The sequence below is a fragment of the Archangium gephyra genome, from assembly GCF_042230915.1.
Taxonomy (GTDB): domain Bacteria; phylum Myxococcota; class Myxococcia; order Myxococcales; family Myxococcaceae; genus Archangium; species Archangium gephyra_B.
The window spans coordinates 624,204-638,011 of record NZ_CP102578.1 but is presented as its reverse complement, the minus strand read 5'-3'; the positions used below and the strand labels follow the sequence as shown (position 1 = coordinate 638,011).

The 13,808-nt window shown below is 70.1% G+C and carries 10 protein-coding genes; 4 read left to right on the top strand and 6 right to left on the bottom strand.

Features of this window, described 5'->3' with window-relative positions; genetic code table 11:
* Positions 1–285: 285 nt before the first annotated feature.
* Together NR798_RS02610 and NR798_RS02605 are read left to right on the top strand one after the other, a co-directional pair.
* Positions 286–1,161 carry a hypothetical protein gene (locus NR798_RS02610; RefSeq protein ID WP_375769795.1) on the top strand — a complete coding sequence of 292 codons (876 nt, stop codon included), beginning with the start codon at positions 286–288 and terminating at the stop codon, positions 1,159–1,161.
* Positions 1,162–1,186: 25 nt separating this feature from the next.
* Positions 1,187–1,990: a hypothetical protein gene (locus NR798_RS02605; RefSeq protein WP_375769794.1), complete on the top strand. Its 804-nt coding sequence runs from the start codon at positions 1,187–1,189 to the stop codon at positions 1,988–1,990.
* 26 nt (positions 1,991–2,016) lie between these two features.
* Here NR798_RS02605 and NR798_RS02600 read toward each other — a convergent pair whose 3' ends face one another.
* The 4 genes from NR798_RS02600 to NR798_RS02585 form a co-directional block, all read right to left on the bottom strand.
* A complete protein-coding gene (locus NR798_RS02600) occupies positions 2,017–3,117 on the bottom strand; it encodes a VWA domain-containing protein (RefSeq protein ID WP_375773713.1) in 1,101 nt (366 codons plus the stop codon).
* A gap of 310 nt (positions 3,118–3,427) precedes the next feature.
* Positions 3,428–4,885 carry an AAA family ATPase gene (locus tag NR798_RS02595; protein ID WP_375769793.1) on the bottom strand — a complete coding sequence of 486 codons (1,458 nt, stop codon included), beginning with the start codon at positions 4,883–4,885 and terminating at the stop codon, positions 3,428–3,430.
* Positions 4,886–5,021: 136 nt separating this feature from the next.
* Positions 5,022–5,183 carry a hypothetical protein gene (locus NR798_RS02590; RefSeq protein ID WP_169800641.1) on the bottom strand — a complete coding sequence of 54 codons (162 nt, stop codon included), beginning with the start codon at positions 5,181–5,183 and terminating at the stop codon, positions 5,022–5,024.
* Positions 5,184–5,364: 181 nt separating this feature from the next.
* Complete coding sequence (locus NR798_RS02585) at positions 5,365–8,835, bottom strand: ELWxxDGT repeat protein (protein WP_375769792.1); 3,471 nt, start codon at positions 8,833–8,835, stop codon at positions 5,365–5,367.
* 252 nt (positions 8,836–9,087) lie between these two features.
* Between NR798_RS02585 and NR798_RS02580 the strand changes: the two genes are divergently transcribed.
* Positions 9,088–11,286 carry a (Fe-S)-binding protein gene (locus NR798_RS02580; RefSeq protein ID WP_375769791.1) on the top strand — a complete coding sequence of 733 codons (2,199 nt, stop codon included), beginning with the start codon at positions 9,088–9,090 and terminating at the stop codon, positions 11,284–11,286.
* Between the two features lie 159 nt (positions 11,287–11,445).
* On the top strand, positions 11,446–12,510 hold the full coding sequence (locus NR798_RS02575; RefSeq protein WP_375769790.1) for a hypothetical protein: 1,065 nt from the start codon (positions 11,446–11,448) through the stop codon (positions 12,508–12,510).
* On the opposite strand, the gene NR798_RS02570 is transcribed toward NR798_RS02575, so the two are convergent.
* Together NR798_RS02570 and NR798_RS02565 are read right to left on the bottom strand one after the other, a co-directional pair.
* A complete protein-coding gene (locus NR798_RS02570; protein WP_375769789.1) occupies positions 12,504–13,103 on the bottom strand; it encodes a hypothetical protein in 600 nt (199 codons plus the stop codon). The two genes, NR798_RS02575 and NR798_RS02570, sit on opposite strands and share 7 nt — an antisense overlap.
* 68 nt (positions 13,104–13,171) lie before the next feature.
* The gene (locus tag NR798_RS02565) at positions 13,172–13,741 is read right to left on the bottom strand and encodes a hypothetical protein (protein WP_375769788.1); all 570 of its coding nucleotides are present in this window, start codon (positions 13,739–13,741) and stop codon (positions 13,172–13,174) included.
* Positions 13,742–13,808 lie beyond the last annotated feature (67 nt).

Below are 13,808 nucleotides of genomic sequence, written 5' to 3'. Positions count from 1 at the left end.
GCGCCACCTCACCTGGGAGGACATGGTTCTCTCACGGCCGCTGGCCTCTACTGCTTCCTGACTTCGCGTCCGTCCAGGTGAGCGAAGCGGGAGGTGTCCATGAACACCGGAGTCTGTCGTCCGTCCAAGTCTCGGGCCGCGCGGTGTTGGGTGGCCCTGCTGCTTTCGTGGGTACTCGCTGGCTGTGCCACAACTCCCGTCACGCAGGCGCCGCATGCATGGAGCACGGGGGCACCACTGCGCAGCCCGGCATCCGTGCCCGCTCCGCCGCAGTTCCTGTTGGCCATGAGCGACGGGCCGCCACCGGCTGGAGAGTCGTCCAACCCGGCGGTGCGGGGCTACAACGTCCCCGGCCGGAAGCCGGATTCGCAGGTACCTTATGAGCTCTTCCTTGGCAACGCCGCGCACCGGCTGGTTGCCTTCATGTACGGCGTCAACCACCCGGACAACCGTATCTTCTACAACACGAAGACAATCCAGAATCTCCTCGCGGATGGGAACCTCGGAGACACGTCCCAGCTGCACGCTGATGAGCGCAACCTACGTCCAGACATCACCGATGTTTCCATGCTGGTCCTCTTCGAGATCAAACCCTGGACCGAGCAGGGCCTCCAGGATGGCCGCGAGGAGGCTCGAATCTATCTTGCAGCATTGAATCGAGCCCTTCTGGACGGCAAGCGCTTCATGGGAGGCACGGATTTCCACGGAGAAGTCCTGATTCGCTTCGCGAGAGGGCAATACATCTGGCGGCTTGAGTGGCGAACCAACGAGCCAGGGGTGATCCAGTACCGGTGGACACGCAGCCAGCAACGCTTCGAGTCGGAGGCAGCGGCCTATGAGGCCGGACAGTGGGTGGACCTCACCGAACAGGAGTTGCGGCAGTACGGCGGATGGGTAGCTCAGGCCGTGGAGGGGATGGTCCGCCGACGAGAGGCACTCGCCACCTTCAGCGGAGCCGTAGGTGTCGTCATCGAGGTCGCTGGCAACGTCGCGACGGGGTTCTTCTCGGGTGCGATTTTCGGCCGGATGGGTTCGAGTCCCGGAACCCAGCAGCCCCCATCCCAAGGAGGTGGACAAGTCATCCCCTTCCCCACGAGGCCGTCGCCCACGGCGCCCGCAGCCCGGGTGCCCGCAGCCGCGGGCATGTCCCTTCCCCGGTGATGACCCGCTTTGGTACGACTTCCTCATGGCATCCGGAAAGTCTTCTTCGCTGCAATTGCCGTCCTTCCTGCATGGCACCTTCCCCTTGGTGCATCAGAAGACGGCGAAAGAGGGCATGCAGTGCGGCGAGCAGTATCTGCGGGACGGCACCTTTCCCGTCCCCCAGCAGATGCGGGAGGTGCCCCCAGGCGAGGTGGTCGTGGCGCACGAGGTGATTGACTTTCAACGCGAGCGCCCGGCCTGGCGGCTGTATATGGTCTCCAACGTCAAGAACAGCTTGTACGAGGCCCTGGCTGGGCAGAACGCGATTCCCGCGAGGGATGCCTACGAGGCGTTCTTCCGTGAAACCGCTTGGGGCGCGCTGTACTTCGCCATTGACCCCTCCAGCCCGGAGAGCGCGGAGCGCACGGCGGTACGCCTCCAGGCGGTGCTACGTTTCTGGGAGCCGCTCCAGTCCGTGCGCTACCTCTTCAAGAACCCGGGGACGGAACACACCTTGGAGGAACTGATGGTGGCCGCCTGCGGCTGGGCCATGGAAGCGTGGTGTCCGGAGGGAGGGACCTCGACGCTCTCACGCCTGGAGACCGCAGCCGCTCGCATGGCACACGCGACGCGGGAGGACTGCATCGAGGCCATCCTCCGGAACATGCCCCGGGCCCTCACCTCTTCACGCAGTTTGAAGCACCGGAATGTGTTGGCCGATCCCATATTCCAACGCGAGCGCCTCGCAATGCTCAACCCACGTGCATTCGATCGGGTTTCCGGTGCGTGCACTGCGGATCTGATTGGACAGCTATATGACTGGGATCGCGAACTCGGGATGCATTGAGCGGAGCGGACACTCCGGGTAACCGCTCAGTTTCCCGCCTTCCGGATGGGCAGGGCGGGCTGGATGATGCTCAGGCCGGTGTGCGCGTCGGCAGCCCGGGCCCGGCGCACCACCAGCGCCGGCAGCTCGCCCGCGCGCCGCTCCACCGCGAGCTTCAGGTCCGCCAGCCGCTCCACGTGGCGCCTGGCCGGCACCGCCTCCACCGCCAGCCGCACCAGCTCGCGCAGCGCCTCCTCCGCCACCTTCAGCGACTGCTCGGCGGCAATCGGATTGCGCCGCACCAGCGACTTCCACGCCGCCGACTCGGCCGCCACCAGGTCCAGCTCCACGCCCACCGCGCGGATGAAGCGGCCCTCGGGGCTGTCGGGCAACACGCGCTGCACCGGCACCGACACCCGCCGCGTGTCCCCATTCTCCGTCCACGTCGTCGTCACCCCGAGCGACCAGTCCGCCAGCTCCAGCCGCCCCGTGAACAGCGCCCGCCGCGCGAAGGCGTGCGAGAGCGACCCCAGCCCCGCGCTCAGCGCGTCCCCCTCCACCCGCGCCGGGTAGCGGTGGCGGCACAACAGCTCGGTGAAGCCCATGGGCTTCACGTACAGGCGCGCGTCCGTCCCCACCTCGCCGAACAGCTCGGCCACCAGCGCCGCGGCCGCCACCGGCAGTCCCTCGGCGTCGTCCACGTGGGTGAAGCCCGTGCCCGAGGGGCCCGTCAGCGCCTCGAGAATCTCCGGCAGGTAGTGCCGCCCCAGCCCCAGCGCGTGCAGCGTAATTCCCGACTCGGCCACCCTGGCGCCCAGCGTGCGGAAGTCCGCCAGCGAGCGCGGGCCCACCGACGGCTCGCCGTCCGTGAGCATCAGCATCTTCGGCCTCGCCCCGGGGATGAATAGCCGGCGCACCGCCGCCGCTCCGGACTCCACCGCCTCGTGCAGCGCCGTGCCCTCGCCGGCCTGCAACCCCGAGAGGCTCCCGGCGAGCTCCGCGCGCGCCTCGGCGTCCATCAGCCGCAGCGGCACGAGCTGCTCCGGCACCCCGTCGAAGGCCAGCAGCCCCAGGTAGTCCTTGGGCCCCGCGCGCTCGACGAGCAACTGCGCGGCCTCGATGGCGGCGGCCAGGGGCGCGCCCCGCATGGACGCGCTGCGGTCCAGCACCAGGTTCATCGCCACGGGTGCACGCGGCGCGTCCGACTCGGCCTCCACGGTGACGAGCAGATGTACATCCCGGCCGCGCTCACCATCGCGCTCGACCGCCCAGGCCGTCAGCTTCATCGCTTCATCCTCCGTGCGAGGCACCGGCATGCGCCCCGCGACCGCGTCCCCTCAGTATCGCCCCACTGGCCCCCACGGCCGCAACCCGAAGGCGGCCACATTCCGGATGCTCGTCCGCGGGACTTGCGGACACGCTCCCGGAATGCAGGACCCGGACGCTCCGCGAAACCCCCTACGAGCGGGTCCCATCCACCCCACCCGGCCCCCCGCCGGGCTCCACGCCCTTCTCCATCCGGAGCACCACCTCGGGCGGCAGCCCCGCCAGGAGCCCGGGCGACTGCGTGGCCACGAGCAGCTGGGCCTCGGTGGAAGAACGCCGGAGCAGCCCCGCGAGCACCGGCAGCACGCGCGGGTGCAGCCCCAGCTCGGGCCCGTCGAGCCCCACCAGCGCCGGCTTCCGAGGCGACAGGCACAGCGCCGCGAGGCACAGCAGGCGCAGCGTCCCGTCCGAGAGGTCCGCCAGCGTCAGCTCGTCCCGCACGCCGGCCTCGCGCCACACGCCGAGCACGGTGCCGGGCCCGCCCCGGGGCTTCACCGAGAGCGAGTCGAAGGAGGGATGGGCCGCGCGCAGGGTGGCCTCCAGCTCGCGCCAGCGCGCCGGGTCCTCCACCATCAGGTGGAAGAGCACGGCGCTCAGGTTGGAGCCATCGGGCGCCAGCAGGGGCTCGGGCTCCGAGGGCACGGGCCGCCGGAGCACCGCGCCGCGCGAGACGTCGAAGCCCGGGTAGAAGCGCCAGCCGGAGACGAACGCGCGGAAGCTGGTGGCGGAGCGCAGAGCGGGCTCCAGCTCCCCGCGCAGCGCGAGCACGTCCGGAGGCAGTGCATGGGGCGCCACCCGCACGCGGGGCCGGGCAGACGCCCAGCTCACCGTGCGGACCGTCCCCCGGCCATTCTCGAAATCCAAGAACGTGAACGCCTCCGACTCCTGGCCGCTCGCGTCCGTCCGCACGGAGGCGAAGCGCTCCGAGGTGACGCGGGGGGCGCGCTCGGGCCCGCCCAGGCCCACCGTGTACCGGAAGGCGCGGCCGGAGCCGCTGGTGACGTGCAGGGACAGGTGGAGGCGCTCGGGCCCTCCGGCACGGAACAGCCGCGGGCCCACGCCGCGCGCGTCCATGCCCGGAGGCAGCGGGTGCTCCACCGCGAAGGCGAGCAACGCCAGGCAGTCCAGCAGCGAGGACTTGCCCGAGCCCGGCTCCCCCGTGAGCACGGTGAGGGCGCCGAGCCGCGCGTCGAGGCCCTCGAGCACCCGGTACCCGTCCACGCCCAGCCGCGTGAGGCGGACAGGTGACTCCAGCGGGCCCTGCGCCTCGAGCCGCGCGCGCACGGCCGAGAAGGGCTCCGTCTCCAGCACGACCGGCGAGAGCTGGATAGCGTCGACGAGGCCCGCGTGCTCCCCGAAGAGCGCCTCCGCGAGCTCCAGCTCCGCGGCGAACAGCTCCAGCGTGCGGGCCACCTCCACCTCCGGCAGGCCCGACAGCTCCCCGAGCTCCCCGGCCGTCCACGCCTTGCCGCGCTGGCGCTGGTACGCCGCCTTCAGCGCGGGCAGCAGCCGATCGAAGCCCGCGAGCTCCTCCTCGGGACGCCCGGGCGGTGCCGCTTCACCTGCGCTCGATTCGCTTGGAGAACCCACGAGGGGTGGACGATACACGGAGCTGCGGATTCCATCCCCGGAACGGGTGCCAGGCACCGGCTCGACAGGGAGACGCGTCCCTCCGCGTCACACTCGCGCCCCCGCGTCTTGTCCCGTGGACGCGGGGGCCGTGGCACTACTCGGCGTCGTACCCGCCGTAGGCGTCGTCGGCTCCCCACAACCGTCCGCCGGTGGTGACCCGTACCGGCATGATGGTTCCCGACTCATCGTCCTCGCCGCCCGGAACCACGTAGGCCAGCCCCTCGTCGTCCAGGTACGTCGTGTCGTCGTGCACCATGGCTCCTCCTGGGCGCTTCTCCGTGCTGCTTCAGGTCGCCGGCCGACTGGCTCGCCGCCCTACACGGGCGCCCCCCGCTCGGTCTCCTGGAGCCCACCCCATGTGGTGCCCCTCGAAACGTCGTTGACCGATTTACCGTCCAGGTTGGGCATCGTCGGCCGCCTTGTAAAGCCCTTGGGCTTCAAAGCAGCCGGCCACGTCTCGTAGTGCACGCCTGCTTGATTTTACACAGCAGGTTGTGGAGGCCCGCCCGAGGAACCCCCTCGGAGCCCCCGGGCGGGCCCCGGCGTCCCCCCCGGCGCGTCCGGGCCCGGCCGAGGGACGGCCAGGCGAGCAGGAGCAACAACCCCAGCAGCCCCGCGGGAGAGCCTCCCGCCGCCGTGCAGCCGGAGCCCCCCTCGTCCTCGTCCTCGTTCTCGGTGCCCCCGGGCTTCACCGTGACGTGGAAGGTGCACGTGCCGGTGTTCCCGTCCGCGTCCTTCGCCGTTGCCGTCACCACCGTCTCCCCCACCGGGAAGGTGCCGCCCCGAGCGTGGCTGTACGTCACCGCGGCCTCACCCGCCGTGGCCTCCGCGAAGGTGACCGGGGCGCCCTCGGGGCTGGTGGCCTCCGTGGTCACGTCCGCCGGGCACACCACCGCGGGCACGCTGGCGTCGCGCACCCAGACGTCGAAGGTGCAGGAGGCCGCGTTGCCCGCCTCGTCCCTCGCCGTCACCGTCACCACCGTCTTCCCGAGCGGGAACGTGCTGCCCGGCACGTGGCTGTACGTCAGGGGAATGGACGCGGTGACATCATCGGAGACCCGGACCCCCAGCCAGGAGACGATGGCGCCCGCGCTCGAGGTGGGCTCGGCCGACAATCCCGCCGGACACACCACGACGGGCGGCGTGGTGTCGGGCGCCACCGGGGGCAGCGGCAGACGCCACAGCTCGGCGCCGTGCACCCCGTCGTCGGCGCTGAAGAACACGCTGTCCCCGCTGCGCGTGAACGAACGCGGATCACTTCCCGAGGGCCCCGGCGCGAGGTCCGCGACCAGGGAGGTCCCCGCCTCGGACCCATCCGAGGTCCACATCTCCACGCCGGTGGTGACCACCCAGGAGCGCAGCAGCACCTGGCCCCGGTCCGCGAGCCCCAGCAGGGAGGACGGGGAGACCTCCCCATCCTTCCAGGTCTGGCTCACCTCCTTCACCCTGGACGTGCCCGCGACCGTGCCATCCGAGCGCCACAGCTCCACGCCCCCCGGGCCACCGCGGGCCAGGAAGTAGAGCACCCTGCCCGCGGCCACCAGGTCCACGAGGGGAAAGAGGGGCAGGAGGCCCGGCCCGGAGAGCAGGGTCGCGTGCTCGGACGTCCCGTCATACACCCACAACTGGGACACGAATGGGTCGACGAAGACGAGCAGCGTGCCGTTGACGACCCTCAGCCGCGCCGGCTCTCCCACGCCCACTCCGGGCGCGGGCGCGGGGAAGGAGATCTTCCGCGGCTGCCCGTCCGGCCCCAGCCGCCACAGCACCTTCTTCTCCCACGGGTAGCCCCCACCGAGGTCGGTGAACTCGCTGGCGATGAAGACGAGCGTCCCGTTCAGGTTCTCCATGTCCATCGGGTTGGCGCCCATGGAGCCCGGGACGAGGTCCGTCACCAGCACCGTGCCCTCCACGGTCCCATCCGTCTTCCACAGCTCGGCGCCGTGCACGCCGTCATCCGCCGTGAAGTAGAGCGTCCCGCCCACGTTGAAGAGTCCCCGGGGAGAGGACGACGCCGAGCCCGGGCGGATGTCCTTCACCCGCACCGTGCCCTCGCGCGTGCCGTCGCTCGCCCACAGCTCCATGCCCTCGGTGGGCGTGGCCGCAGAGAAGAAGATGCGTCCCGCCCGCTCGGCCGTGATGGCACCCAGGCCCGAGGGGAAGTCCTGGAGGGCGAAGGTGCCCTCCGGCGTCCCATCGCTCCGCCACAGCGTGTTGGCGTACCAGTCCGTCGTGGACGCGGCGAAGTACCGCACGCCGCCCATGCGCCAGCTCTGGGTGCCGAGGGCCGACAGTCCCGCCAGGACCCGCCGGGTGCCCGCCTCCGTGCCATCGCTCGACCACAGCTCCTGGCGGCCGGAGACGGAGAGCGCGAAGAGGAGGCGCCCGCCGCCCAGGTCCATCATGTTCTGGGGACTGCTGCCATGCGCGCCCCGGTGGATGTCCCGCAGCAGGACGGTGCCCTCGGGGGTCCCGTCCGTCATCCACGGCTCGTCGCCTCTCACGTCATCACTCGCCACGAAGAGCAGGGAGCCATCCGCGAAGCCGAGTGAGTCGTAGAGCGAGGCGCTCGTCCGCGTGAAGCTCCGCACCCTGCGCGCCCCCGCCGGGGTGCCGTCGCTCGTCCACAGCTCGTAAGGGCTCGTGCTGGGATCCGTGAAGAAGTACACGCGCGAGCCGGCCACGGCGAACGGGCCCGACACGGAATCGGCCTCGCCCGGCCGGAGGTCGGTGAGGCGGACGGTGCCCTCGGCCGTCCCATCACTCCTCCACAGTTCCCTCCCGGTGCCGGGCTCCCGGGCCTCGAACACGAGGACCCCGTTGGCGTCGCGCGGGGACTGGGGGTAGGCATCTCCCGTGGGATGGATGTCCTTCACCCGCACGGTGCCCGCGGGCGTGCCATCGCTCTTCCACAGCTCCTGTCCGGCCAGGCCATCCTTCGCCGAGAAGAAGAGCGTCCCGCCCGAGAACATCAGCCAGTGCAGGTCCATGAGCCTGGGGCCGTCCGGGACGGCGATGGGCTCCCCGGGGACATTGGTGAGGGGCACGGTCCCCTCGGACGTTCCATCGCTCTTCCACAGCTGCGTCCCGGAGAAGGACACCCCGAGGGTGAAGTAGAACACGCTCCCCGCCACGGCGAACGACCGGAGCGAGCTGCTCGCGGACCCCGGAGCGAGGTCCTTCAGCATCACGGTGCCCGCGGCCGTCCCATCACTCACCCAGGGCTCGCTGCCGTGCACGCCGTCATCCGCGGTGAAGAAGAGCCTCTCCCCCATGCGGGACAGCCCCCAGGGCGCCCGTCCCGGGAGGAAGGTCTTCACGACAGTGGTGCCTTCGCGCGTCCCGTCACTCGTCCACAGGTGATAGCTCCGGCCGAAATCGCTGGACGCGACGAGGTAGAGCGTGCCCTTGAAGGCCACGGCGTCCGAGACAATCAGCGGGGAGGTGGGGTCGGTGAAGACAGGCCGGGTGCCCTCGGCCGTTCCATCGCTGCGCCACAGCCGTTCGTCGGCGCCGAAGCCATCCACGACGAAGTAGAGCACGCCATGGGCGAGCGTGAAATCGGAGAAGGAGGAGTCCTCGCGTCCCGGGGTGATGTCCGCCACCAGCACGGTGCCCGCGGGCGTCCCGTCGCTCTTCCACAGCTCCCTGCCGTGCATCGGGTCGCTCGCGGTGAAGAAGCGCGTCGTGCCCATCACCACGAAGTTCCGGGGATAACTGTGCGTCCGGTCCGGCGGCGGGGTGGGCTGGAGGTCGCTCACCAGCCCGGGCGTCCCCACCAGGTGCGCGCTCCGCTGCACCGGCGCCACCGGCCCCGTCTCCGGGGCCTCCTGGCCCGGGTCCGCACAACCGCTCATCGCCGCCAGCACCACGGCCAGGCAGCCCACGCTTCCTCGAAGTCTTCTCATGGAATGTCCCCCCCTCGGCCCCTGCAAGGGCCTCACTCGCTGGGAGGCTACCGGCCATGGGTGCGGTGGAGCGGGCACCGAGTGGGAAGCACGTTGGGCTGTCAACGTTGACCCGCCTGAGGTACGTGCAGGCTTCGGCCCGAGTAGAAACACTGCGGCGCCCCCCCCGGACAGGTGCTTGATTCGAGAATCAACCTTGTTAGGGTTGCTCAGTTACACGCGCGTCCCTTCGCGAGGTTCAACCGCACCGCCATGAGTCCCATCATTACAGGCCTCCTCCTCGCCGTCGGCGTCTCCGTCTTCGTCATGACCATGGCCGGGCGCATCGGCGTCCTGGTGGCGATGAAGCCGGAGAACCGGTTGGACAACCTCCCCCAGCGAGCCGCCGCGCTGCTGAGCTTCGGGCTGGGGCAGAAGCGCATGGTGGACCGGGAGGAGTTCACCCCGGGCCTCATGCACGTCTTCATCTTCGCGGCGTTCATGGTGCTGGCGCTGCGCACCATCATGATGTTCGTGATGGGCTTCTCCGAGACGGCCCTCGTGGTGCTCACGGACCTGACGGACCCCTTCTGGGGCGCGTACCCGGGGCTGCTCGGCCTCTACCGCGTCTACCTGCTCGTCAAGGACGTGGTGGCGGCCGGAGCGCTGCTGGGCTCGGCCTACTTCGTCTACATGCGCGCCAGCGTGAAGCCGGACCGCATGAGCCCCTCGTGGGAGGCCTTCCTCATCCTCGGCTTCATCTCGGGGCTGATGGTGACGGAGTTCCTCTTCGGCGGCAGCCACATGGTGCCCCGTGAGCAGACGATGCCGCTGGCCACGAGCAACTTCGTGTGGTGGGAGCCGGTCACCAGCGTGTTCGGCATGGCGATGAAGCCGCTGGGCTACCCCGTGGCGCACGCGCTGGGCGTGGCGGGCTTCTGGATCCACCTCACCATCATCCTGGCGTTCCTCAACTTCCTGCCCCTGGGCAAGCACTTCCACGTCATCACCGGCCTGTTCAACGTCTTCTTCCTCCGCCTGGGCCAGGGCCAGCGCAACACGCAGAGCGCGAAGCTGCCCACGCCCAACCTGGAGAAGGAGGAGTTCGGCACCGCGACGGTGAAGGACCTCACCTGGAAGCAGGGCCTGGACCTGTACTCCTGTACCGAGTGCGGCCGCTGCCAGACGCACTGCCCCACGTACATCACGGGCAAGCCGCTCACCCACAAGGGCGTGAACCAGGACCTGAAGCATTGGATCTGGGAGCACGAGATGTGGGTGGAGGAGGGCCGGGGCCCGTCGGGCACGGTGGAGGCGCTGCCGGAGATCATCGGGAGCGCGCTGAAAGCGGAGACGGTGTGGGCGTGCACGAGCTGCGGATGGTGCGAGACGGCGTGCCCGGTGTTCATCGAGAACGTGCCGCGGCTCATCGACATGCGCCGCTACCAGGTGCAGGTGAAGGCGGAGTTCCCGGCGGAAATCCAGCGCGTGTTCGAGGGCATCGAGCGCCAGGGCAACCCCTGGGGCCTGGGCCAGGACCGGCGCGACGAGTGGGCGGAGGACCTGGCGCTGCCCACGTGGGGTGATGGAGGCGGCCCGTACGAGTACCTCTTCTTCGTGGGCTGCGCGGGCAGCTACGACGACAAGCAGAAGAAGGTGAGCCGGGCGCTGGTGAAGATCCTGCGCGAGGCGGGGGTGAGCTTCGCGACGCTGTCCAAGCAGGAGATGTGCAACGGGGACACGGCGCGCCGGCTGGGCAACGAGTACCTGTACCAGACGATGGCGAAGACGAACGTCGAGACGTGGAACTCGATGGGCGTGAAGGCGGTCATCACCCAGTGCCCGCACTGCTTCAACACCATCAAGAACGAGTACCCGGAGTTCGGCGGCGAGTACAAGGTCATCAACCACACGCAGCTCATCAACGAGCTGCTGAAGGAGAAGCGCATCAAGCTCTCCGCGGTGATGAACCAGAAGCTGACGTACCACGACCCGTGCTACCTGGGCCGGCACAACGGGGTGTACGACGCGCCGCGCGAGGTGCTGAAGGCGATTCCGGGGCTCGAGGTGGTGGAGATGCAGCGCAGCCAGCGCGAAGGCTTCTGCTGCGGCGCGGGTGGCGGGCGGATGTGGATGGAGGAGCACATCGGCACGCGCATCAACCACAACCGGTTGAACGAGGCGGCGCTGACGCTCAAGCACGCGGAGGACCCGAGCACGCCGTTCCCGGACGCGACGGACAAGAAGAAGCCGGGCCTGGTGGGCGAGTACAAGGAGCCGGGAGGCAAGGGCATCGTCGCGGTGGCGTGTCCGTTCTGCTCGACGATGCTGAATGACGCGGTGAACGACACGGGCCGCGAGGAGCGCATCAAGGTGAAGGACATCACCGAGCTGGTGGCGGACGCGCTGGAGATGAAGACGGGCGCGGGCACGGTGGCGCCGAGCGCCGTGGTGAACGCCAAGCCCGAGTAGCAAGAACCCCACCCGCGCGACAACCCCGCGCGACAACCCCGCGCGACAACCCCTCTCCCCCCGGGAGAGGGACGGGGTGAGGGTATCGAGAATCCCAGGTTGAGCCCGGAGGCCCGGAGACCCGATATGAGGGTCCTCGGGCCTTCGTTCATCCCGGGTATGAGCCTGAACCTCTTCCCGCGCATCCCGCTCCCCTCGCTGTGCCGGACCGTGGCGCTCGCGGCCCTCACGTTGGGAGCACCGAGTGCCCTGGCCTCGGAGCCGTCTCCCCCCCCGGCCGAACCCCCTTCCGCCGAGTCCCCGCCCTCCCCCGCGGAGCCCGAGGACGACGATGCGCGGGAGACGGCGGCGCCCGAGCCCACCATCGAGGAGGCGGCCTTCACGGCGGCCATGAAGACGCCGTCGGCGGAGGCCGTGAAGCGCTGCGGCGCCGGGGTGGCGGGCATGGACGAGGTGCTGTCCCTGGGAGGGGTGCTGCTGCTGGGCGAGCTGCACGGCACGAAGGAGGTGCCGGCGTTCGTGCGGACGGTGGGCTGCCACGTGGCGAGCGCGGGGGTGCCGGTGGTGGTGGGGCTGGAGGTGCCGCGCGAGGAGCAGCGGGCACTGCGGCGCTACCTGAAGACCGACGGAGGCAAGCAGGCGCGCGCCTCGCTCACGGAGGGGGCCTTCTGGCGCCGGCCGCACCAGGACGGACGCGGGAGCGAGGCGATGGTGGCACTGGTGGAGGGGCTGCGCGTGCTGCGCACGCAGGGGCTGAACGTGTCGGTGTTCGCCTACGACGCGCCGGGCCAGGGCAGCGAGCGCGCGGCACACATGGCGAAGCGGGTGCTGGAGGTGCGCAAGGCGGCGCCGAAGAGCAACTTCGTGCTGCTGGGCGGCAACGTCAACGCGCGCACCGTGCGCGGCACCGAGTGGGACGAGACCTTCACGCCCATGGGCTGGCACCTGCTGCGGGCGAAGCAGCCGGTGCGCTCGCTGGACATCCGCTACGGCAAGGGCAGCGCGTGGAACTGCACCCTGGGCGAGGGGCAGAAGCTCTCCTGCGGTGTGACACCCGCCGTGCCTCCGGCGGCCCGCGGCAATGACAAGAACGTCTACCGGGGGCCCCGCGCCTTCGTGGAGCTCACCCCGGCGTTCAAGCACGAAGGCTTCGATGGCATCTTCTACGTGGGCCCGCTGACGGCCTCACCGCCAGCGGTGTCCTTCACGGCGGCGTCTCACTGAGCCGCGGGCGCCTCGAGCTGCCGGGCCTGCTCCGGGTCGAGGCGCCGCAACAGCTTCAGCTCCAGCTCCAGGTCCCGGGTGAAGACGCGGTTGACGCCCTTGGCGGGCGTCCCGCCGCCCGCGCCCGTCTTGTCGTGGAGTTGATGGGTGAGGAGGACGGGATCGTAGTCCATCGGGTTCTCGTCATCCGCGGTGAGGATCATCAGGGAGGAGCCGTTGGTCCGCTCCCGCTGGGTGAGGCGTCCCTTGTTCCCCGTCATGTGCGACTCGCGGAAGATGCGCACCTCGCTGTTGGCTCGGTTGAGCGGCACGCCGCGCACGTAGATGCGCTCGGCGCTGCTGGCCGAGCGGTTCTCGCCGAACGAGGTCACCCAGTCGGAGATCATCACGTACTGCCCGGGGCTCTCCAGGGGCGGGTAGCCCTGCTCGGCGACGAACGTGCGCACCTCGGGCCAGATCTCCTCCAGCGGGCGCGGATAGGCGTACTCGGACATCCGCTCGACGGCGGCCTGCTGCTTCACGGTGGCGCAGCCGGACAGCGCCAGCGAGGTGCCCAGCATGAGGCGGATGGCGGCTCTTCCCAGGGTCTTCAACTCGGTCTCCTCCTCGAGGTTTCACGGAGGAGAACGCCGCGCCCGCGCGCCCCATATCGCCACGGGCATCAGGGCTCGGCGGCGAGCGCCTCGAGGCGCTGGGCCTCCTGGGGCTCCAGCCACTTCAGCAGCTTCCACTCCAGCGCCACGTCCCGGGTGAAGACGCGGTTCTGGCCCCGGGGCGTGCCCATGTCGTAGCCGGCGCCCACGGAGCCATCGAGCGGATTGACCTCGTCGGCGGTGAGGACCATGAGGGAGGAGGCGTTGTTGCGCTCGCGAAAGGAGGGCTGGCCCTTGAGGCCCGTCATCCGCGTCTGGTGGTAGATGAGCACCTGGGTGTTGGCCCGGTTGAGCTGCACCCCGCGCACGAAGATGCGCTCGCCGGCACTGGCCACCCGGTTGTCGCCGAGCGCGCTCACCCAGTCGGAGATCATCACGTACTGCCCGGGGCTCTCCTGGAGCGGGTAGCCCTGCTCGGAGAGGAACGTGCGCACCTCGGGCCAGACCTCCTCCAGCGGGCGCGCGTAGGTGTACTCGTACATCTGCTCGAAGGCGGGCTGCTGCCGCACGGTGGCACAGCCGGACAGCGCCCCGCCGATTCCCAGCGCCAGACAGACGGTGAAGGCCTTGATGCGCACGGAGACGTCCCCCCTGCCGGAAGATACAGGGGGAACGTGCCTCCGTGCGCCGGCATATCGGCCGCCC

Excerpts from the sequence above, each read along its gene's own strand:
- NR798_RS02580 (WP_375769791.1), top strand. The coding sequence starts at position 9,088 with ATGAGTCCCATCATTACAGGCCTCCTCCTCGCCGTCGGCGTCTCCGTC.
- NR798_RS02575 (WP_375769790.1), top strand. The coding sequence starts at position 11,446 with ATGAGCCTGAACCTCTTCCCGCGCATCCCGCTCCCCTCGCTGTGCCGG.
- NR798_RS02590 (WP_169800641.1), bottom strand. The coding sequence starts at position 5,183 with ATGGTGCACGACGACACGACGTACCTGGACGACGAGGGGCTGGCCTAC.
- NR798_RS02610 (WP_375769795.1), top strand. The coding sequence starts at position 286 with ATGAGCGACGGGCCGCCACCGGCTGGAGAGTCGTCCAACCCGGCGGTG.
- NR798_RS02600 (WP_375773713.1), bottom strand. The coding sequence starts at position 3,117 with ATGCGGGGCGCGCCCCTGGCCGCCGCCATCGAGGCCGCGCAGTTGCTC.
- NR798_RS02605 (WP_375769794.1), top strand. The coding sequence starts at position 1,187 with ATGGCATCCGGAAAGTCTTCTTCGCTGCAATTGCCGTCCTTCCTGCAT.
- NR798_RS02585 (WP_375769792.1), bottom strand. The coding sequence starts at position 8,835 with ATGAGAAGACTTCGAGGAAGCGTGGGCTGCCTGGCCGTGGTGCTGGCG.